The 20,866-nt window shown below is 62.8% G+C and carries 19 protein-coding genes; 8 read left to right on the top strand and 11 right to left on the bottom strand.

Going from position 1 to position 20,866, the window contains the following annotated elements; translation table 11 throughout:
* Nucleotides 1-1,143: a hypothetical protein gene (locus QD208_RS10755; RefSeq protein ID WP_279836784.1), complete on the top strand. Its 1,143-nt coding sequence runs from the start codon at nucleotides 1-3 to the stop codon at nucleotides 1,141-1,143.
* 207 nt (nucleotides 1,144-1,350) lie between these two features.
* Nucleotides 1,351-2,394, top strand: a complete 1,044-nt coding sequence (locus QD208_RS10750) for a quinone-dependent dihydroorotate dehydrogenase (protein ID WP_279836783.1) — start codon at nucleotides 1,351-1,353, stop codon at nucleotides 2,392-2,394.
* An 833-nt stretch (nucleotides 2,395-3,227) separates the two neighbouring features.
* On the opposite strand, the gene rmf is transcribed toward QD208_RS10750, so the two are convergent.
* The gene (gene rmf / locus QD208_RS10745; protein ID WP_043334308.1) at nucleotides 3,228-3,437 is read right to left on the bottom strand and encodes a ribosome modulation factor; all 210 of its coding nucleotides are present in this window, start codon (nucleotides 3,435-3,437) and stop codon (nucleotides 3,228-3,230) included.
* 488 nt (nucleotides 3,438-3,925) lie between these two features.
* Between rmf and rlmKL the strand changes: the two genes are divergently transcribed.
* Together rlmKL and QD208_RS10735 are read left to right on the top strand one after the other, a co-directional pair.
* Complete coding sequence (gene rlmKL / locus QD208_RS10740) at nucleotides 3,926-6,142, top strand: bifunctional 23S rRNA (guanine(2069)-N(7))-methyltransferase RlmK/23S rRNA (guanine(2445)-N(2))-methyltransferase RlmL (RefSeq protein WP_279836782.1); 2,217 nt, start codon at nucleotides 3,926-3,928, stop codon at nucleotides 6,140-6,142.
* A gap of 3 nt (nucleotides 6,143-6,145) precedes the next feature.
* On the top strand, nucleotides 6,146-6,496 hold the full coding sequence (locus QD208_RS10735) for a glutaredoxin family protein (RefSeq protein WP_279836781.1): 351 nt from the start codon (nucleotides 6,146-6,148) through the stop codon (nucleotides 6,494-6,496).
* Between the two features lie 93 nt (nucleotides 6,497-6,589).
* On the opposite strand, the gene QD208_RS10730 is transcribed toward QD208_RS10735, so the two are convergent.
* On the bottom strand, nucleotides 6,590-6,868 hold the full coding sequence (locus QD208_RS10730; RefSeq protein WP_043334304.1) for a WGR domain-containing protein: 279 nt from the start codon (nucleotides 6,866-6,868) through the stop codon (nucleotides 6,590-6,592).
* A 211-nt stretch (nucleotides 6,869-7,079) separates the two neighbouring features.
* Between QD208_RS10730 and pdxB the strand changes: the two genes are divergently transcribed.
* Both pdxB and nhaC read left to right on the top strand, forming a co-directional pair.
* Nucleotides 7,080-8,258, top strand: a complete 1,179-nt coding sequence (pdxB, locus tag QD208_RS10725) for a 4-phosphoerythronate dehydrogenase PdxB (protein ID WP_043334303.1) — start codon at nucleotides 7,080-7,082, stop codon at nucleotides 8,256-8,258.
* Nucleotides 8,259-8,561: 303 nt separating this feature from the next.
* Nucleotides 8,562-10,118: a Na+/H+ antiporter NhaC gene (nhaC, locus tag QD208_RS10720; RefSeq protein WP_279836780.1), complete on the top strand. Its 1,557-nt coding sequence runs from the start codon at nucleotides 8,562-8,564 to the stop codon at nucleotides 10,116-10,118.
* Between the two features lie 97 nt (nucleotides 10,119-10,215).
* On the opposite strand, the gene argE is transcribed toward nhaC, so the two are convergent.
* The 5 genes from argE to QD208_RS10695 are packed head-to-tail and all read right to left on the bottom strand — an operon-like array spanning nucleotide 10,216 to nucleotide 14,498.
* On the bottom strand, nucleotides 10,216-11,370 hold the full coding sequence (gene argE, locus QD208_RS10715; RefSeq protein ID WP_279836779.1) for an acetylornithine deacetylase: 1,155 nt from the start codon (nucleotides 11,368-11,370) through the stop codon (nucleotides 10,216-10,218).
* Between the two features lie 8 nt (nucleotides 11,371-11,378).
* Nucleotides 11,379-12,143: an ABC transporter permease subunit gene (locus QD208_RS10710; protein ID WP_279836778.1), complete on the bottom strand. Its 765-nt coding sequence runs from the start codon at nucleotides 12,141-12,143 to the stop codon at nucleotides 11,379-11,381.
* A complete protein-coding gene (locus tag QD208_RS10705; protein WP_043334300.1) occupies nucleotides 12,136-12,861 on the bottom strand; it encodes an ABC transporter permease subunit in 726 nt (241 codons plus the stop codon). Before QD208_RS10705 ends, QD208_RS10710 begins: the two co-directional genes overlap by 8 nt.
* 44 nt (nucleotides 12,862-12,905) lie before the next feature.
* On the bottom strand, nucleotides 12,906-13,679 hold the full coding sequence (locus QD208_RS10700; protein WP_248380800.1) for a transporter substrate-binding domain-containing protein: 774 nt from the start codon (nucleotides 13,677-13,679) through the stop codon (nucleotides 12,906-12,908).
* 18 nt (nucleotides 13,680-13,697) lie between these two features.
* The gene (locus QD208_RS10695) at nucleotides 13,698-14,498 is read right to left on the bottom strand and encodes an amino acid ABC transporter ATP-binding protein (RefSeq protein WP_279836777.1); all 801 of its coding nucleotides are present in this window, start codon (nucleotides 14,496-14,498) and stop codon (nucleotides 13,698-13,700) included.
* 201 nt (nucleotides 14,499-14,699) lie between these two features.
* Here QD208_RS10695 and QD208_RS10690 point away from each other — a divergent pair, with 201 nt between their 5' ends.
* Together QD208_RS10690 and QD208_RS10685 are read left to right on the top strand one after the other, a co-directional pair.
* Nucleotides 14,700-15,593: an arginine deiminase family protein gene (locus QD208_RS10690; RefSeq protein ID WP_279836776.1), complete on the top strand. Its 894-nt coding sequence runs from the start codon at nucleotides 14,700-14,702 to the stop codon at nucleotides 15,591-15,593.
* 10 nt (nucleotides 15,594-15,603) lie between these two features.
* Nucleotides 15,604-16,227, top strand: coding sequence for a TetR family transcriptional regulator C-terminal domain-containing protein (locus QD208_RS10685; RefSeq protein ID WP_043334296.1), 624 nt, complete (start codon nucleotides 15,604-15,606; stop codon nucleotides 16,225-16,227).
* Nucleotides 16,228-16,338: 111 nt separating this feature from the next.
* On the opposite strand, the gene htpX is transcribed toward QD208_RS10685, so the two are convergent.
* The 4 genes from htpX to msrB form a co-directional block, all read right to left on the bottom strand.
* Nucleotides 16,339-17,238: a protease HtpX gene (htpX, locus tag QD208_RS10680; RefSeq protein ID WP_107336103.1), complete on the bottom strand. Its 900-nt coding sequence runs from the start codon at nucleotides 17,236-17,238 to the stop codon at nucleotides 16,339-16,341.
* 195 nt (nucleotides 17,239-17,433) lie between these two features.
* Nucleotides 17,434-18,672 carry a pyridoxal phosphate-dependent aminotransferase gene (locus QD208_RS10675; RefSeq protein WP_225347204.1) on the bottom strand — a complete coding sequence of 413 codons (1,239 nt, stop codon included), beginning with the start codon at nucleotides 18,670-18,672 and terminating at the stop codon, nucleotides 17,434-17,436.
* A 238-nt stretch (nucleotides 18,673-18,910) separates the two neighbouring features.
* The gene (gene ylqF, locus QD208_RS10670; RefSeq protein ID WP_043334293.1) at nucleotides 18,911-19,888 is read right to left on the bottom strand and encodes a ribosome biogenesis GTPase YlqF; all 978 of its coding nucleotides are present in this window, start codon (nucleotides 19,886-19,888) and stop codon (nucleotides 18,911-18,913) included.
* A gap of 233 nt (nucleotides 19,889-20,121) precedes the next feature.
* Nucleotides 20,122-20,544: a peptide-methionine (R)-S-oxide reductase MsrB gene (msrB, locus tag QD208_RS10665; protein WP_043334292.1), complete on the bottom strand. Its 423-nt coding sequence runs from the start codon at nucleotides 20,542-20,544 to the stop codon at nucleotides 20,122-20,124.
* Nucleotides 20,545-20,866: the final 322 nt, after the last annotated feature.

Here is a 20,866-nt window from a genome sequence, read left to right as displayed (position 1 = left end):
ATGTCACATCGTGCATTACCCCTCGCCTGCGCCCTCGCGCTCGGCCTGTCCACTCTGGCATCCCAGGCCGTGCTGGCCGATGGCAGCCCCGCTCAGCAGCGTGCAGAAGAAGCGGCAGGCAAGCTGGACATCTCCAAGTTCCTCAAGCCGCGCAGTGATGCCCACAGCCAGAACTTCCTGTTCGGCGGCACCAGCGTGCACCAGTTCACCATCAAGGAAGCCGGACGCTACGAAATCGATGGCGTCGCCAGTTTCGATGTGACCGACCCCTACACCATGAAAGCCACGCTCGAGAGTGAGCAGGGTGAGGTCGTGGCCACTGCAGAAGGTGACAGGGCCTCTGATGGCTTGAACATGAATACCGAGCTTGAGCCGGGCGTCTACAAGCTGCGTGTGCGCGCCGACAAGCTGGGGGCTGGCAAGTCGGGCGGCAACACCTATGAAATCAACGTCGCAGGCCTGAGCGAGAGTGGCGAGAAGCTGTCTGCCGAGGAAAGCGGCATCGAGACCGGCAACGGCCTGGTCTTCCTCGACACCGATGGCGATGGCCGTCGTACCGCCTTCGTCGATGCCAACGATGAAGTCGCGACCATCAAGCCGGCCACCGTTGCCGCCGCCGAACAGGCCGCCCGTGAGAAGAAGGCTGCCGAGACAGGCAATGCGGCAGCTGAAGGCGCTTCCGCCACAGGCGCCGTCGCTACTACTTCGGCAGCCGCGACTGCTGCAGCCGAGACGTCTGCCGCTGCTGCCACGACCGCTGCTGCCACGGGCAGTGCAGCCGTGACGGAAACCGAGGCCGAAGCGGAGCCGGATCGTCGTTTCGACGAGATCGTCACCGATGTGCGCATTCTCGAGAAGGGCGAGGTCATGACCTTCGATGTCGCGGACCGCGGCACCGTGACCATCGACAGCGAGACCTTCCCGGGCAGCGAAGGTACCTACAAGCTGCAGATGCGCCTGCTGGACGAGAGTGGCAATACCGTCGCCAGCGACAAGGGCGAAGGCTTCCAGGGCGACTTCCACCTCAAGACCGTGCTTGAGCCGGGGCGTTACACCGTCTGGGTCAGCGGTCAGAAGTTCGGCTCTTCCATGCAGGGTGTCAACAACTACACCGTGCGCGTGCAGCAACTCGACGTGAAATGATCTGCAGGGCATGACCCCGACCCCGTCGGGGGCGACACAAGGGCGGCCCAGCGGGTCGCCCTTTTTTGTTGCCCTGAGTGTGAGCAATGCTATCGACAGCAGCGCGAGCGTTCCGGCGCGCAGTGTCTGTCCCCGCGGGCTTCGGGTATACTTCGCGCCCAGCTATGCTGTCGTCACGACCCTGCCGCCCGCTGTCTGGAGATCATCATGTACTCGTTTGCTCGCTCGCTTCTCTTCAAGCTCGACCCGGAAACAGCTCATGGTGTGACGCTGAGTGCGCTGGACATGGCACATCGCCTCGGCATGGCGCGCGGTCTGGGCGGTGAAGCGCCGCGTGATCCGGTCTCGCTAATGGGGCTCGAATTCCCCAATCGCGTTGGCCTGGCGGCAGGTCTCGACAAGAATGCCGATCACCTCGATGCGCTTGCCGCTCTGGGCTTCGGCTTCGTGGAGGTCGGCACGGTGACGCCGAAAGGGCAGGACGGCAATCCCAAGCCGCGTCTGTTCCGGCTGCCGGAGCATCAGGCGATCATCAACCGCATGGGCTTCAACAATGCCGGAGTCGAGCATCTGGTCGCGAAGGTCAAGGCCAGTCAGGCGCGTGCTGCCTTTGGTGTCGTGCTGGGGATCAACATCGGCAAGAACCTGACCACGGCGGTGGATGATGCATTGAGCGACTATCTGGTCTGCCTCGATGCCGTGCATGCGCATGCCGACTACATCACCGCCAATATCTCGTCGCCCAATACCCCGGGGCTGCGCAATCTGCAGTTCGGTGATCATCTCAGCCAGCTGCTGGCCGGGCTTCGCCAGCGTTGCGATCAGCTCGATGCCGAGCGCGGCAGGAAGGTGCCGCTGGTAATCAAGATCGCGCCCGACATGGACAACGAGGAAATCCTGTTCGTGGCGCGCGCGTTGGCGGACAACGGCATCGATGGCGTCATCGCCACCAACACCACCATCGAGCGTACGGCGGTCGCGGGTAGCCCGCATGCGCAGGAGGCGGGCGGACTTTCCGGCGCCCCGGTGCGTGAATCGTCGACGCGGGTGATTCGTGGCCTGCGTGAAGCGCTGCCGAACATGCCGATCATCGGTGTGGGCGGTATCACCGATGGCGAGAGTGCGCGTGAGAAGATCGCCGCGGGGGCGGATCTGGTGCAGCTGTATTCCGGGCTGATCTACCGCGGCCCGGCATTGATCGGTGAGTGCGCGCGTGCACTGGAGAAGGCCGATACCCTGATCAAGGTGTGATCCGGCCTGGGCTCCGTCGCAGCGTGATGCTGGTATCTCCCACTCACGGCGCTTCAAGAGAGGGGCGAGTGGGGAAGGGCAGACACAGAAAAGCCGCCTTCTGACATCAGAAGGCGGCCTCGGTACCGGCGTGAATGATGATATGACAACGGCAGGGAAGTGATGCGTGATCTGCCGTTGTCGTGTTGGCTGCCATGTCCAGCCAGCGTGCACGATGCGAAGCGCTTTTGCCGTCAGAAACGGCGGTTGGGGGTTGGCCCCTTGAGCTCATCGGGTGCGTGGATGGTTGAAGCAGGCCTGGAAAGAACCTGCTGATGCAGTCAAGGTGAACGTTTGCCCGTGTCGTGCTCCGCGCTGGACCGTCGTCCTCGCAGGCCGTCGCCTGCTGCGCCTCCTCTTCTGGAGCCATACCACGATTGAAACGACACGAGCGCCAACATCTCGGCCTTTCAGGAAGTGAAGCGAGTCGGCCCCATTGCCTACTGCGTCTCTTGCCTGTCAGTGCCGCGCGTCATCAAGATAGAAATAAGGCGTTACCTCCCTGGTGATTTGACGTGTCGCTGGGCGACTTCCGTGGGATTTTCCGGGTGATGTCGCTAAACCGACTCACCGTGAACACCTCGAGTCCTCTCTGTACGTGCCAGCCGACCCTGTAACATGTCAGGAGCCGGTGGCGTGATGCCGGAGAATCCGCTTGGGCAGCGCATCAGGCTGCGTCGGCGGGGTGAAAGGCGCCAGGCGCCGTATTGCCAGTGTCATTCCGTGACGTGCCGCTTTCCTGAAATGGGATGACCTCCTGGTCGCGGATGATGAACCTTGGCGTCATGCGGTGCTCAGCTGAGCACCATGGGGTTCTTGTGGATGCCGGAGACGCCGGTCATTCCCGACCACTGGTCCCCGCGGCCTTCACGCCAGCCGCTCATCCAGAATTCACGTAGATTGACATCGATACTGGGACAATCATCACGGGAACGGCCGGTGACACCAGCCTTGTAGCCGTGAACATAGGCACGCTGAAAGCGATCACGTTTCTGTCTCTTCATGGATGACCTCTAAGTGAGAACCCATCGGCACTGTGTGCCAGTGATGGAGAGACGTACCCGGCGAGACCTTGTCTGGCCGCGGTTGTCCCTGCCATTGGACATGCCGAGTGAGAGAGTTGGCCGATGCCCTGTCGGGCACTGCCGGCCTCGTGCATCATCACCTCGCGTCGTTGGCCATTCTTGTCGGAAAAGGTCACGAGTGTGAGATGATGGAAGGTCTTGCCTGTATATGCTCGAGCGTGATGGTGAAAGAGCGACTGCCTTGCCGTGCCGGAAGTCCGATCTCCTGAGCGGCACAGGTAGGCTGCCCGAATGAGGCTCGTGTCCCTTGATCCTCTATTTCGCATGGCGTGTCACCTTTCCGAATTGCAGCTACACCTATAGTTTTTAGAACACTGCCTCTGGCTTGTCGACAGCCGTATAGGAATATCGCTAGTGCCAGAAGCCAACTCACAGGAATAAGTCCGGCACCTGCCGGTGAGAGATTCATGACTGATACGACCTCTGCGACTACACCCCGCGCGCCCAGCAACTCGCTCTCTACCTGGTTTGCGACCTGCCCGCGTGGCATCGAAACGCTGCTGGCCGATGAGCTGACGGCTCTGGGTGCCGAGGTGACTGGCACGACCGTCGCTGGCGTACACTTCAACGGTAGCCAGGAAACCGCCTACCGCACCATCCTGTGGTCGCGACTGGCCAACCGCATCATTCGTCTGCTCACTCGCGTGGGTGGCGTCGACACCGGCGAGCAACTGCGCAAGGCGAGTGCGGGTGTCGATTGGGCGATGGAATTGCCGGATCGTGCGTCCATCGCCGTCGATTTCCACGGAACATGGAAAGACATTCGCCACACCTTCTTCGGTGCCCAGACCGTCAAGGACGGCATCGTCGAGGCGATGTTCGAGGAAGGCCGCAACAAGCCGACCGTCGATGGCAAGAATGCAGATCTGCGCATCTACGCGCACCTGCACAATGGCTACATCACCCTGGGCATCGACCTCGTGGGGCGCAGTCTGCACCAGCGTGGCTACCGTCCTGATCTCGCGCATGCGCCGCTGAAGGAGAACCTGGCGGCGGCCCTGCTGATGCGGGCCGACTGGCCGGCGCGTGCGGCGCGTGGCGAGAGCCTGGTCGACCCGATGTGCGGCTCCGGCACGCTGCTGATCGAAGCGGCCTTGATGGCGGCGGATATCGCGCCGCAGTCGCTGAACCAGGAGTTCGCCTGCCGTCACTGGGGGCGCCATGACGAGCGCATCTGGAAGGGCCTGTGGGAAGAGATGGAGCAGCGTGCCATTGCCGGGCGCCGCAAGGTCACTGCACGTCTGTTCGGTCGCGATCACAGCCCGCAGGCGATTTCTGCCGCGCGCTCCAACGCCATGCGTGCCGGCATTCCGGCGCTGATCGAGCTGGAAGGCGCCTCCGTCGCCGAGCTGACCTGTCCCGAGGGCGCCACCACTGGCCTGGTGATGACCAACCCGCCCTATGGTGAGCGTCTGGGCGAGCTGCCGGCACTGGTGCCGCTCTACGCAAGCCTGGGTGAGCGCATGAAGCGCCACTTCGGCGGCTGGACGCTGGGCATGTTCACCGGCAATCCGGATCTCGGCCATCGCCTCGGCCTGCGTGCGCATCGCCAGTACGCCTTCCGCAACGGTCAGCTCGACTGCAAGCTGTTGATGATCGACGTGGCGGCGCGTGAGCGTGCGGTCGACGAAGACAGCGTGGCCGAAGATGCCCGCAGTCAGCCCGCGCTGAGCGAGGGCGGCCAGATGTTCGCCAATCGCCTCAAGAAGAACCAGAAGTCATTGGCACGCTGGCTCAAGCAGAGCGGTACCACCTGTTATCGCCTCTACGATGCCGATATGCCGGAGTACGCGCTGGCCATCGATATCTATGGCCGTCACGTGCACGTGCAGGAATACACGCCGCCCAAGTCCGTGGATGCCAGTCAGGCGCAGCGCCGCCTGATGGATGCATTGGCGGCGATTCCGCAGGTACTGGGCTGCTCGCCCAACGATATCCATATCAAGCAACGCACGCGTCAGGCGGGCAAGGCGCAGTACACGCGTCAGGACAGCTCCGGTCAGCGTATCGAGGTGCAGGAAGGCGATGCCCGGCTGTGGGTGAATCTCAAGGACTACCTGGATACTGGCCTGTTCCTGGATCACCGTCCGGTGCGCAAGCTGCTGGGCAAGGAAGCGGACGGCAAGCGGGTGCTCAATCTGTTCTGCTATACCGCGACGGCCACCGTGCATGCGGTGCTGGGCGGTGCCAGCGAGAGCGTCAGCGTCGACATGTCCAATACCTATCTGGACTGGGGGCGCGAGAACTTCAAGCTCAACGGCATCAGCGAGAAACGCCATCAGCTGGTGCGTGCCGACTGCCTGAAGTGGCTGGAGCGCTCCCGCGAGGAGTTCGACCTGATCTTCCTCGATCCGCCGACCTTCTCCAATTCCAAGAAGATGGAAGGCACCCTGGATATCCAGCGTGATCACGCGCGCCTGATCGACCTGGCGATGGCCAGTCTGGCGCCGGGCGGCACGCTGATCTTCTCCAACAACCATCGTCGCTTCGTGATGGATGACAGCGTCAGCCAGCACCATGTGGTGGAAGACCTGTCGCGCAAGCTGCTGGACCCGGACTTCAAGCGTCGTCCGGATATCCACCACGTCTTCCGCATCCGTCGCGCCAGCGATGTGAAGGGCTGAGCGATGGCCAGCGTCCCGCTGTGGCTCTACACCACGGCGGGCTGTCATCTGTGCGCTCGGCTGGAAGCCACGCTGCAGGCGCTGGGGGCGGATGTCACGCTCACGCGGGTCGAGATCGCCTTCGATGCGCAGCTGAGCGAGCGTTACGCGACGCGCATCCCTGTACTGGCGAGCGCATCGGGTGCGGAGTATTCGCTGGCCGATGGCGAAGAGGTGTTGCCGGAGTGGTTGCGCGCGCAGGGCGTCGAGCAGCGCCTCGAGCAGGGTGTCGAAATCACGCCCCCGGCCGAGCACGACTCAGCCACTGAGCCGCAGGGGTCCACCCTGCGCAACGGGCGTCGCTTTCTGCGCTGAGCGGCGCAGACGTGTCGCTATAAGCTGGTGCAAAAAGACCGCCGCTACCTCAGGGTAGCGGCGGTCTTTTCGTGTCCGGCACCGTGCTGCGCACTAACTCTCCAGCAGCGACATCTGGCGCATGGCGTCTTCGGCTTCCGGGCTATCGGCCGTGGCCTCCAGCACCTTGGTATAGCCGCGTGAGGCCTGGATGTGGGCGAGGTCGCTGACCCAGGTCATGGCCTGTTCGTGGCTTTCGGCGAGATCGTGCTTCAATCCGCCGAACTGGGTGCCGATCTGGCCCCATGAGCGGCTGACGATCCAGTCGCCGAACATGTCCTGATGCACATGGACCAGAACGTAATCGTGGTGGCTTTCCCAGCGGATGATCACGCGTGACTCCCGAGGCGAAACGATGGTGGCTGGACTCAATCATGAGCTTGTGACGCCCGTTGCGTGCGCCTAAGATGGCACGGCGGCGGGCAAGCAAGCATACCATTGTAATCTTCACGTGCCTTGCGGCAAGGTGTGAAGTCACTAAGGCGCTCATGCTGGCCCGTGAACCCGCAGCGACACTCATTGCCACAGCAAGGAAAGGCAACAGATGCACATCATCGTGGACGATAACGTCCCTCTGGCAGAGGAATTCTTCTCCGAACTGGGAGAGGTGACCTGCATGCCGACTCGCGAGATCACCAATGCCGTCCTCAAGGACGTCGACATGCTGATCTGTCGCTCTACCTTGCGCGTGGATCAGGCGCTGTTGGAAGGAACGCGGGTGCGCTTCGTCGGCTCGCCGATCATCGGCACCGACCATGCCGATCTCGAATGGCTCGCGGCCAACGATATCCACTTCACCAACGCGCCGGGCTGCAATGCCGACTCGGTGGTGGATTACGTGCTGTCGTCGCTGTGGCATCTGGCCGAGCAGGAAGGGCTGGATCTGCAGCTGGACCGCCGCTTCGGCGTGGTCGGGGCCGGTCAGGTCGGGTCACGACTGGTCAAGCGTCTCGAGTCGCTGGGTGCCGAGGTGCTGGTCTGTGACCCGCCGCGCGCCGCGCTTGAGGGCCAGAGCGATGAGCGCCCCGAGAAGTCCCGCTTCGTGGACCTCGATGAGCTGGTCGCCGAGTGTGATGTCATCTGTGTGCACACCCCGATGGTCACCGGTGGCGAGCATCCGACCCATCATCTGATCAATGCCGAGCGCATCCGCGCCATGAAGCCCGGCAGCGTGTTGCTGAGTGCCGGCCGCGGTGGCTGTGTCGATACCGCGGCGCTCAAGCAGCGCCTCAAGGAGCAGGCTGACCTGCTGACCGTGCTGGATGTGTGGGAAAACGAGCCGGATATCGATGCCGAGCTGGCCGCACTGGTGGACATCGCCACGCCGCACATCGCCGGGCATAGCCTGGATGGCAAGATGCAGGGCACCGAGATCATCTATCAGCAGGCCTGTCGTCACTTCGGGCTGCCGGCGCGCCGCAAGCTGGGTCAGCTCAAGCCGGACCCGTGGCTGCGCAAGCTGGTGCTGACGGGCTGGGCGCCGCCGGAAGAGGCGCTGGGGCTCTGCGTACGCGCCTGCTATGACGTGCGTCGCGATGCGCTGGGCCTGCGTCGCTATCAGCGTCGTTTCGGCAATGCCGAGGGCTTCGTGCGTTATCGACGGGAATATCCGCTGCGTCGCGAGTTCTCCACGCTGCGTGTCGAGCTCAAGAAGAATGCCCGCGAACTGCGTGAGGTACTCGAGGGCTTCGGTTTCTCTCGCGTCAAGCTGGTCAGCAAATGATCACGGCGTGATTCGCAAGCCGCCCTGGAACGCCCCTGTCAGCTCTGCTGGCGGGGGCGTTCGCGTTGTGGAGGTCGCTTGATGGATGAGGACCTTGCCGCATGCCTGAATCCCTGACCGTTTCGGTCTTCGACCTTGGTCGATATAATGCGCCCCAGATCGCTTGGCGACACGCGCCGGGGCTGGCCTTGACGGCATGCCCCGCCTGACGCCGCGGCGTTGCTCCCCATTCTCCGTGTCTTCTGCCATGCCCGTCACCACGCGGCGTGTCGGCGTCCTCATTTCTTGAAGATGGTGTCTTGAATGCAACAACACCCTGATAACTCTGCTGAGGACAGCGGCTATCGTCCGCCTTCTCTGCTGGATGCCCTGATTCCCATCGTGCTGGTCATCGCCATGCTGGTGCTGGCGGTGGTGCTGTTCGGTGCCGATGCCTCCTGGGGGCCCAATCAGGTCGCGCTGCTGTCCGGCGCGATGATCGCGGGCCTGATCGGTCTCAAGAACGGCTATCGCTGGAGCGATATCGAAGAGGGGATCAACAAGGGCATCCAGATCTCGCTGGGTGCGATCCTGATCCTGCTGGCGGTCGGCGCGATGATCGGCACCTGGATTCTCGGCGGCACCGTGCCGGCGATGATCTATTACGGTCTGGACGTGATCGCGCCGCAGTACTTCTATGCCTCCGCCTGTCTGCTGTGCGCGCTGGTGGCGCTGTCGGTGGGCAGCTCGTGGACGGTCGCCGGTACCATCGGCATCGGCCTGATCGGTATCGCCGATGGCCTGGGGCTGTCCGAGGCGATCACCGCCGGCGCGGTGATTTCCGGAGCCTACTTCGGTGACAAGCTCTCGCCGCTGTCCGATACCACCAATCTGGCGCCGGCAGCGGCCGGCACCACGCTGTTCGCGCATATTCGTCACATGCTGTGGACGACCGTGCCCAGCATCCTGCTCGCGCTGGCAGGCTTTCTGTGGCTCGGCCATGACTCCGTCTCCAGCCTGCAGACGCCGGAGCAGGTCGCCAATCTGCGTGCCCAGCTGGGCGAGCAGTTCAACATCGGCCTGCACCTGCTGATTCCGCTCCTGGTGCTGCTGGTGATGGCCGTGCGTCAGATGCCCGCCTTCCCGGCCATCTTCATCGGCGCGGCGCTGGGCGCCGTCTTCGCGGTCATCTTCCAGCCGCAGGCGGTGGTGGGGCTGGCAAGCGTCACGGACATGTCCACCGCCATGGCGCTGCTCAAGGGCGTGTGGATGTCGATGTTCGATGGCTATGTCTCCCACAGCGGTGATGAGGTGATCGACTCGCTGCTCTCCAAGGGCGGCATGAGCAGCATGCTCAACACCGTGTGGCTGATCCTGTCGGCGATGACCTTCGGCGGCGTGATCGAACGCCTCGGTCTGCTGGAGCGTCTGGTACAGAGCCTTCTGGGCGCGACACGCAATGCCGGTTCGCTGGTCATCACCACGCTGGGCACCTGCCTGGCCTCCAACGTGGTGACCGGGGATCAGTACATCTCGGTCATCCTGCCGGGGCGCATGTATCGCGCCGAGTTCCGTCGCCGCCGCCTGGCGCCGGTCAACCTGTCACGCGCGCTGGAAGACTCCGGCACCATCACCTCGCCGCTGATTCCCTGGAACAGCTGCGGTGCCTACATGGCGGCCACCCTGGGCGTCGCGACCTTGAGCTACCTGCCCTTTGCACTGTTCAACCTGATCAACCTGGCGCTGGCAGTGGCCTACGCCATGGTCGGCTTCAAACTGGAGCGCCTTGAAGAAGGCGAGGGGACTGAAGGCGTGGAGCCGACGCCGCTGGCCGAGTCACTGGTGCTGGATACGCCCCACGAGACCTCGGAGTCACGCTGACTCGATCCTGAGGGATAGATAAAAAAGCCCGCCACGTGGATCACGTGGCGGGCTTTTTTACGGCTCAAGGTCAGGGCGAAACCGTTGTTCTCAGCGCTCAATCCGCGCACTGGTGCTGCATGAGGCGCGCGAGGAAGTCACGGTATCGCTCAAGTTCCGCCATCTCGATGTATTCGTCTGCCTTGTGGGCCTGTGCGATGGAGCCCGGCCCACACACGACGGTGGAGAAGCCGCGATCCTGGAACCAGCCCGCTTCCGAGCAGAAGCCGACGCCACAGCGCTCACTCTGTCCCGTCAGGGCGAAGGCCAGCGCCTCAGCCTTGCCGTCGGGTTCCGGGGTGAGTGCCGGCACCGAGGCATAGTCCTCCAGTGTCTGGATGCGGCAGTCGGCTGAATGCTGCTGCATCTCGCGCGCCAGTTGCGCGGTGAAGTCATCGAAGCGTGCACGCACCGCGTCAGGCGGATCACTGGGCAGATTGCGCAGCTCCCAATGCAGACGAGCGTCCTTGGCGATGATATTGGGGGCATTGCCGCCCTGCATGGCGCTGACGTGCAGGGTGGAATAGGGCGGCTCGAACAGCTCTCCCCGGATGGCATTAGTGCGCAGCTCGTTTGCCGTGCGTTCGAGTTCCGAGATGATGCGCGCGGCGTAGAAGGTGGCCGAGACGCCAAGGTCTGGCCGGCTCGAATGGGCCGGGACGCCCGTCACCTCCGTGCGCCAGGAGTGCACGCCCTTGTGCGCTGACACCACGCGGCCTTGCGTCGGCTCGCCGATGATGACGGCGGCGACCTCGGGCAGTGTCTCGCGCATGTGGTCGATCAGCGGCAGGCAGCCCATGCAGGTGCTTTCTTCGTCATAGGAGAAGGCGAGATGGATCGGCCGCTTGAGAGGCGATGCGAGAAACTGCGGCACCATCGCCAGGCAAAGGCCGATGAAGCCCTTCATGTCCACCGAGCCGCGACCGTACAGGCGCCCCTCCTTGAGCGTGGCCTGGTACGGGTCCTGCGACCAGGTCTGCCCCGTGACGGGCACGGTGTCGGTGTGACCGGAAAGCACCACGCCCCCGGCGACAGGCGGCCCTATCGTCGCCAGCAGTGAGGCCTTGTCGCCTTCGGCATTCGCCAGCACGGTCGCCTGGATACCGTGCTCGGCCAGCAGGTCACGCACGAAGTGGATCAACGCCAGATTGGAGCGGTCCGACGTGGTATCGAAGGCGATGAGGCGAGTGAGGATATCGAGGGTACGTTGCATGTCAGGCCTCATGAAGCGTGGCGTTTCTCGAGTGTGCGAAAGCCGAGGGTGATCAGTCCCGCGATGACGAGATAGATCAAGGCCATCAGCAGCAGCGGCTCGTAGACGATATAGGTTTCCTGGCGGATACGCCCGAAGACGGCATAGGTATCGATGGCGGAAATGGTCGCGACCAGTGGCGTCGCCTTGAGCTGGATGATCAACTCGCCATTCAGCGTGGGCAATACCCGTTGTACGGCTCTGGGCAGCCAGATGCGCCGGAGAATGCTGAAGGGAGACATGCCCAGCGAGCGAGCCGCTTCAAGTTCGCCGCGCGGTACGCCGGCAAAGGCGCCGCGCATGATCTCGCCTTCATAACCCGCGAACGACAGGGTCAAGGCACAGAAGGCGTAGATCCACGGATCTGCCAGCACCGGCCATAACCAGCTGCCACGCAAGCCGAGAATATACGGAAACAGAGACCCCAGTCCGTAGTAGAGAATCCACAGCTGCAGCAGCAATGGGGTACCGCGAATCAGATTGCAGAACCCTCGCGCCAGCCACGCCAGCGGACGCGGCCCACGTGCCTGTGCCAGCCCCAGCGGGATGGCCAGCAGGAAGCCCGCCACACTGGTGGAGACCAGCAACAAGAGCGTCAGTAGTACGCCTTTGACGATCTCACCGCGGTACTGGGCGACCCACTCCCAGTGCATCTGGGTGCCGATCGCCACCAGGATGGCGACGACAATCGCGATCAGGATGAGGCGATGGGGCGGAAGTCTGGGCTCAGCCATGGTGGGCCCCCTTGTCCATGCGACGTTCCAGTGTCTTGAACAGCAGGTTGGAGGCAAGCGATACGATCAGATAAAGCACCCCCGCGGCGCCGAGAAACAGCAGGTAATGACGGGTGGAGCCGGCCGCCTGACGCGAGGCCAGTGTCAGCTCCGTGAAGCCCACGACCGCCAGCAAAGCCGTGTCCTTGGTCGCGATCAGCCATAGATTGGAGAGGCCCGGCAGGGCGCCTGGCAGCAACAATGGCAGCGTGATGCGGCGCAGGATGGTGAAGGGCGCCATGCCATGCGCCAGTGCGGCCTCATGCATTCCCTTGGGGATGGCATTGATGGCACCGCGGATGACTTCGGTGGCATAGGCGCCCTGCACCAGAGCGATGACGGCCACCCCGGCGACGAAGGGGCTGATCTCGAGGGGGCCGAGGCCGACGGCGCTCGCCAGATGGTTCAGGGCATCCGGCGCCGCGAAATACACCAGCAGGATCAGTACCAGCTCGGGAACCGCGCGTATCACCGTCGTATAGCCGGTGAGCAGATCCCGGGTGACGGGGCCACCCGAGATCTTGCCCGCAGCGCCCGCCATGCCGATCACCAGGCCAATCAGATAGCCGCTCGCCGCTACCTGCAGCGATAGCACCAGACCATCCAGCAGAGCGCCTCCCCAGCCCGGCGGCGTCAGCGACAGCAGCTCGCCGATGCTCATGTTGCGATAGTCAGCCATGCAATTTCCTCATGCGGTATGGCGAAGTCGAGACGAGGGCGGCTTCAATCTCCGTAGATGTCGAAGTCGAAGTACTGCTTGCTGATCTCGTCATAACGCCCGCTGGCACGAATCTCGGCGATACCGGCATTCAGGCGCTCCAGCAGCTCGCTGTCGCCCTTGCGCACGCCGAATCCGACGCCGGACCCCAGGATGCTCTCGTCGTGCGCGACATTGCCCTTCATGTCACAGCACAGTTCGCCATCGTCGCTCGCGAGATAGTCATCCAGCACGAGGATGTCGGCTAGGGTGGCATCGATGCGTCCGGCGAACAGGTCCTGGTTGGCCTCATCCTGGGTCTGGTATTCACGCACTCGAGTGTCGGGGAAGTGGCGCTTGGCATAGGTCTGATGAATGGAGGCCGACTGCACGCCCAGTGTCTTGCCGGCCAGTCCTTCTGGCGTCGGCGTGATCTCGTCGCCCTTGGCACCCATGACGGCAGCGCTGGTCTGGTAGTACTTGTCCGAGAAGTCGATGACCTTGCGGCGCTGCTCGGTGATGGAGAGTGAAGCGGCGATCGCATCGATCTTGCGCGTGGTCAGCGCCGGAATCAGGCCATCCCAGGAGGAGGTGACAATCTCGCACTCAAGCTCTGCCGCGGCACAGACGGCATTGGCGATATCGACTTCCCAGCCGGTCACGCTGCCATCCGACTGCAGGGTGGCGAACGGCGGGTAGGGCTCACTGGCGAAGCCGACACGTACGACGTCGGCCTGGGCTACGGTGCTCAGAGACAGGGCGATGGCCCCGAGAGATGCGATAGCGGACAGGGTTTTCATTGTTGGTCTTCTCCTGGTTCAGGTAATCGAGCCGATGAACTGCTTGAGGCGCTCGGAAGAGGGGGAGCGGAATATCTGGTCGGGGGTGCCCTGGGCCTCGATGTTGCCCTGGTCGAGGAAGATGACCTTGTTCGCGACGTCAGCGGCGAACTTCATCTCATGGGTGACGATGACCATGGTGCGCCCTTCGGCAGCCAGGTCGCGCATCACCTCGAGCACCTCGCCGACAAGTTCGGGGTCCAGTGCCGAGGTCGGTTCATCGAAGAGCAGCACCTCCGGCGACATGGCCAGGGCTCTGGCGATGGCGCCACGTTGCTGCTGGCCGCCGGAAAGCGTTCTCGGGTTGGCCTGGCGGTGGGAGTACAGCCCGACGCGCTCCAGCAGCTGGTGAGCATGCTCCCGAGCTTCTGCGCGGGACTGACCGAGCACCTGCATCGGCGCTTCCATGAGGTTCGCTTCGAGGCTCATGTGAGGCCAGAGATTGAAGTTCTGGAAGACCATCGCCAGGCGAGCTCGCAGCAGACGCAGCTGTCGGCGATTGACGGGTTCGAGTCGCTGGCCGCGCCGCCGCAGCGCCACGTCCTCGCCCAGCAGGCGCAAGGACCCGTCGCTGGGTGTCTCGAGCAGGTTGATGCAGCGCAGCAGGGTGGACTTGCCCGAGCCGCTGCTGCCGATCAGTGAGATCACGTCACCACGCTGGGCGGTGAGGTCGATGCCCTTGAGGACTTCGCGTCCAGCAAAGGATTTCCAGAGTCCGCGAATGTCGATGACGGCATCGTCATTCTTGTCGGTCAACGGGGTGGCAGGGGAGTGAGGCACGCGCGAGTCCTCTGATTGATCTTGTTGTTATGCACTCGGGTACTGACTATGCAGTTGCATAAAGTCATGTGCCTGTATAAGACTATGCAGTTGCATAAAGTCATGTGCCTGTATAAGACTATGCATCTGTATAAAAATTATGCATCTGTATAACATTCGAGTCAATTGCGACTGACAGACCATCAAAATGAGGTTTCCTCCATGTCGAATACCCCCGCCTCCTCCCGGTTCGGTTGCCACTCAATGGCCGCTCGAATGACGCGTGTCCTGATGCGTCGTCCTGGCGACAGCCTGCGCAATGCCGATCCGGCGGTCTGGCATTACAACCACTACTTCAATGCCGAGAAAGCCATCAGTCAGTACCAGGCCCTGGTCGAGATGGTGGAGGAGAGCGGTGCCGAGATCGTCTGGCTCGAGGACACCAATGACGGGCTGTCAGATGCCATGTTCACCCGCGATGCTTCGGTGGTGACGCGTGCTGGCGCCGTGCTGTTCCAGATGGGCAAGCCGCTGCGCAAGGACGAACCGAACCGGCATGGTCAGGTCTATGAGCAGGCCGGCATTCCGGTCATCGGTCACCTGGAAGGTGAGGCGGCCATCGAGGGGGGCGACACCCTGTGGCTGGATGAGAACACCCTTGTCGTCGGCATGGGCTTCCGCTCCAATCGGGAGGGCGTGCGTCAGCTCAACGCGCTGCTCAATCCGCACGGGATCGAGGTGCTGGGCTTCGACCTGCCCGTCTGGGAGGGCGAGGCGGCCTGCCTGCATCTGATGTCGGTTATCTCGCCGCTGGCGGATGACACCTATCTGGTACATCCCAAGTTGATCCCTGCCGCACTCTGGACCTTGATGAAAGCGCGCGGTATCCGCTTCGTGATTGCCCCGGAAGAGGAGTTCCATCAGTCGCTGGGCCTGAGCCTGAATGTCATGCCGTTGGCGCCGAACGATTGCGTGATGATCGATGGCTTCCCCGGCACGCGTGCCATGATGGAAGCCGCCGGCATACGTGTGCGCACTTTTGAAGGTGACGCCCTGTGCATGGCGTGCGAAGGTGGCCCCACCTGCCTGACCAATCCGATTCTGCGCGAGGGGTAATTCACGTTCCATGGCCAGTCGTCGAGACAACAATGCCCGAGAGGATGACCTGATCGAAGCGACCCTGACCTGCATTGCCAGCGAGGGAATCTCGCGCACGACAGTGCGGCGTGTCGCCGAATATGCCGGTGTCTCGAATGGGTTGATCCGCTTCTATTTCGAAGGCAAGGACAACATGCTCTATGCGGCCTATCGCCGCTTTCTTGAGCGCCTGCTGTCCGATGCCTCCGACACGATAGAAGGGCGAGAGCTGGCACCGCATGCGAGGTTGAAGGCCTTTCTTGAGGCCAATCTGTCACCGCCGATCGTGACGCCGCAGACATTGTTGCTGTGGGCCAACTTTCTGCCGCTCACCTATGGCGACCCTCGCATGGCCGAGATTCGCCGCGAGGCCTATCGCGAAACGACCGAGCTGTTCCGTCATCTGGTGGAGGACGTTCTGGTGGCGGAAGGGCGTCAGGAAGACGAGACCCGGCTGCAGCATCTGACCATCGCGCTCAATGGGCTGGTCGATGGCCTGTGGATCGAGGGCGCCCTGCGGGGTGACTCGCTGAACGTGGGCGAGATGCAACAGATCGGCCTCGACGCTGCCGTGAATCTGCTGGGGCTGTCGGGGTGGGAAGCGTTGGCGTGAGGGGCGGCATGTCGAGCGGCGCCCACTGACAGAAAAGCCCGCCACGTGGATCACGTGGCGGGCTTTTTGCTGTCTGCAGGGGCCAATCAGGCCGTGCAGGATTGGCGGAGCTTACTTGTAGGCAGCGGCCTTGAGCGCGGCGATACGGTCATCCAGCGGCGGGTGGCTGGCGAACAGTTGTTCCATCAGCTTGCGGCTCTTGCCGGTGGTGATGGCGAAGGCGGTCATGGTGTCGGGCATCTGGTCCGGCAGCTCATGTTCCTGCTTGAGGCGAGCCAGGGCGTTGATCATCGAGCCGCTGCCCGCCAGGCCTGCGCCTGCGGCATCGGCACGGTATTCGCGCCAGCGCGAGAACCAGGCGACGATCATCGAGGCCACCAGGCCCAGCACCATTTCCAGCACGAACACGACCGCCATGTAGCCGAAGAAGCCCAGGCCGCCGTTCTCGTCATCGCGCTTGAGGAAGGCGTCGATGGCATGTGCGGCGATACGCGCGAAGAACATCACGAAGGTGTTCACCACGCCCTGGATCAGCGTCAGCGTCACCATGTCGCCGTTGGCGACGTGGCCGATCTCGTGCGCCAGCACGGCGCGCACTTCCTCGGGGCGCATGCGATTGAGCAGGCCGGCCGAGACGGCGACCAGCGCATCATTGCGGTTCCAGCCGGTGGCGAAGGCATTGGATTGCTGCGCCGGGAAGATGCCGACTTCCGGCATCTTGATGCCAGCGTCGCGCGCCAGTTCTCCGACGGTGTCCAGCAGCCAGCGTTCGGTGTCGTTCTGCGGCTGTTCGATGATCACGGTGCCGGTCGAGGACTTGGCCATCGTCTTGGACAGGAACAGCGAGATCACGGAACCGGCCATGCCGATGATGAAGCAGAAGATCAGCAGCGCCGTGTAGTTGATGCCGTTGGCTTCCATGTAGCCATCGAAGCCCAGCAGGCGCAGCGTGACACTGGCCAGCAGCACCACCGCCAGGTTGGTGATCAGGAAAAGGGCTATCCGCATCATGGGGTCAGGTCTCCAATGCCAATATATCGGTAGGGCGCAATTATCTGCCCGCGATACTGACAGTGAGATGAATCACTGGCGGCAGCGCGGGCAGAATTTGCGTCGACAGTCTGCAAGGACGGTCTGCAAGGACAGCAAGGTATCACCACTGGAGGCGATCTGCGTAGCCCCTTGATCACGGGGGCTGGGCCGATGTCAGGCCTTGCGACGTCGCGCCAGGAAGCGGCCGAGGCGTTCGATGGCTTCTTCCAGCTGGTCGGCGTAGGGCAGGGTGACGATGCGCAGGTGGTCCGGATTCGGCCAGTTGAAGGCGGTGCCCTGCACCAGCAGCATCTTCTCTTCCAGCAACAGCTCCAGCACCATCTGCTGATCGTCCTCGAAGGGATACATCTCGGGGTCGAGCCGCGGGAACATGTAGAGCGCGCCCTTGGGCTTCACGCAGCTGACGCCGGGAATCTCGTTGAGCTTCTTCCAGGCCGCGTCACGCTGGGCCAGCAGGCGTCCGCCCGGCAGTACCAGATCATTGATCGACTGATAGCCGCCGAGCGCCGTCTGGATGGCGTGCTGCGCCGGCACATTGGCGCACAGGCGCATGCTAGCCAGCATGTCGAGGCCGGAGATGAAGTCGGCCGCCGGGCGCTTGTCGCCGGAGAGAATCATCCAGCCGGAGCGGAAGCCCGCGCAGCGGTAGCTCTTGGACAGACCGTTCATGGTCACGACCAGCAGGTCATCGGCCAGCGCGCCGGTGGAGACGTGCTCGGTACCGTCGTAGAGGATCTTGTCGTAGATCTCGTCAGAGAACACCACCAGACCGAATTCGCGCGCGACCTGCAGGATGTCCTTCACCACCGCGGGCGGATAGACCGCGCCGGTCGGGTTGTTCGGATTGATCAGCACGATGCCCTTTGTGTGGCTGGTCACCTTGGCGCGGATGTCCTCGATGGAGGGCGCCCAGTCCTGCGCTTCGTCACACAGATAGTGCACGGCGCGACCACCGGCCAGGTTGGCGGCAGCAGTCCATAGCGGGTAATCCGGCGCCGGTACCAAAAGCTCGTCGCCATCATCGAGCAATGCCTGCATGGCCAGCACGATCAATTCCGAGACGCCGTTGCCGATGTAGATGTCCTCGATCCCGACACCCTGGATATCCTTGCGCTGGCACTCCTGCATGATCGCCTTGCGCGCAGAGTAAAGCCCCTTGGAATCACAATAGCCCTGCGCTGTCGGCAGGTTGCGCATCACGTCCTGCAGAATCTCTTCCGGTGCCTCGAAGCCGAAGGGCGCCGGGTTGCCGATATTGAGCTTGAGAATGCGATGGCCCTCGTCCTCGAGACGCTTGGCGTGTTCGAGAACCGGCCCGCGAATGTCATAGCAGACGTTGTCCAGCTTGTGTGACTTGCGAATTTCGCGGGGCTTTCTTTGCTCGGTATCCATGATGCTTTCCGTAGATCTCCGTCACGTAAGGTGTAGGGGCGAGCGTCCAGCATATCGCGCCGCTGGCCTGCCGCGCCACGGCCAAGGGCCAATAGCGTGGTTAAATTTGTGGTTTGAGATGTTCAGGCAGAAAAAAATCCCGCCAGAGGTTTTCTGGCGGGATTTTCAACTGGAATTCAGGCGTGTTCCGCGGACGGGAGCCAGACGAGAGTCGCGTTAGCGCCTTGTTCTGGTAGCGTTATTCGCTCTCTTGCTCACGCGTTTCGGCTCCATCTTCTGTCTCGCCACTGGCTTCCGGCACCGGCTCGGCAGGAATGTCGGCGGGTGTTTCCAGTGTCAGGCGCCCGAGCTTGCCGTCGCGCAGTTCATGCAGCAGCACCTCGGCACCGCGGTGCAGGTCGATGATGCCACCGGCACGCAGGCCACCGCGCTTGCTGGCTATCTCTTCCAGAATCGCGACTCCATTGAAGCCGGACAGCGCCATCAGATCGACCTTGCGCGGGCCATCACTCTCGACTCGCTCGGCGTCAGGGTTGGCGCTGTAGGCCGGCAGTGACTTCAGCTTGTAGCGTGCGGTCAGCTCCGTGGGGTAGCGCTTGGCCAGCTCCGCCGCGACGATCACCGCCACATCGGTGTAATCGATGGCGGTGTCACGGATCGCGCCACTGCCGGCCAGGCGATAGGCGCTGGCCTGGTCTTCGATCTTCGGCCACATCACCCCGGGGGTATCGATCAGGGCAATGCCACCGTCGATGCGAATCTTCTGCTGGCGCTTGGTGACGGCGGGCTCGTTGCCGGTCTTGGCGATCTTGCGACCCGCCAGGCCATTGATCAGCGTCGACTTGCCGACGTTGGGGATGCCCATCACCATCACGCGCGCATCACGATCGACGCGGATATGACCGGCCATCTCGCGGCATAGCCGCGGAATCTGCTTGAGGTCACGCGCCTCAAGTGTGGTGATCGCCAGTGCACGGGTGTTGGGCAGGGCATCGAAATACTCGACCCATTCGCGCGTGCGTGCCGGGTCCGCCAGATCGGCGCGAGACAGCAGCTTGAGTACCGGCTTGTGGCGGGTCAGTTCGGACAGCACCGGATTGGTGCTGGAGTAGGGGAGGCGGGCATCGAGGACTTCGATGACCACGTCGATCTCGGGCAGCGCGTCCTTTATCTGACGGCGTGCCTTGTGCATATGTCCCGGATACCAGCCCAGCATGTCGCTTCTCTCCTGCCGTCAGGGGTATGACGGTTGTTCTGTGACCTCTGTCCTGCCTCCTTCTTCCCGCATGCCAGGAAAGGCGCTCATCCATCAGGGATGGCGCTACATGGCATGCGGCAGAGGAGGGGACGCGTATGGCGACGCATTCTATCAGAGGCGGCCTGGCCATGGAGGCGCGCTATCCGGTCATCACTGCCTCAGCGCTCTGTCGACTCTCCATGTCCCGGGTGTCAGGCACGTATCGGCTTGAAGCGCAGCGCGACGGAGTTGATGCAGTAGCGCTGACCGGTGTCAGTCGGGCCATCCGGGAAGACGTGCCCCAGGTGGGACTCGCAACGGCGACAGCGCACTTCCACGCGACGCATGCCATGGCTGGTATCGAAGTGCTCCTCGACGGCGGCATCGGCATAGGGGCGGTCGAAGCTCGGCCAGCCACAGCCGGAGTCGAACTTGGTGTCGTTGTCGAACAGCTTGGCGTCACAGGCGATGCAGTGATAGGTACCCGGCGTCGGGCTGACTTCGTGATCGCCAGTGAAGGGGCGCTCGGTCCCTGCCTCGCGCGTCACCCGGTATTGCTCCGGCGTCAGGCGCTTGCGCCACTCCTCTTCACTGCGAATCAGCTTGTCCTGAGTCTGCGGGTCTTGTTCGCTCATGATCTCTTCTCTCTATCTATGCGTTTCTCGAATGGCGCTCGTGTGAACCTGCAAGCAAGTTCTCCTGCGCGGCAATTCGAAAAGAGTGACTGCCGGTCTTCACGCGAAACCCGGTACATACCCCAAGAATGCGGGCGTCAGGGCGTGACCACAAGCATGTGGTGGATGCACTTGGCCAACGCCGGAAAAATCCTGTTGAAGCAGGGGGTTGACGAAGGGGGAGGGTCTTTGTAATATACGCGCCACCTCGACGAGGCAAGAACGTTACGTCCCATTCGTCTAGTGGTCCAGGACACCGCCCTTTCACGGCGGTAACAGGGGT

The sequence above is a fragment of the Cobetia sp. 29-18-1 genome (genome assembly GCF_029846405.1).
Taxonomy (GTDB): domain Bacteria; phylum Pseudomonadota; class Gammaproteobacteria; order Pseudomonadales; family Halomonadaceae; genus Cobetia; species Cobetia amphilecti.
The sequence above is the reverse complement of the archived record's forward strand: the minus strand, read 5'-3'. Positions and strand labels throughout refer to the sequence as shown.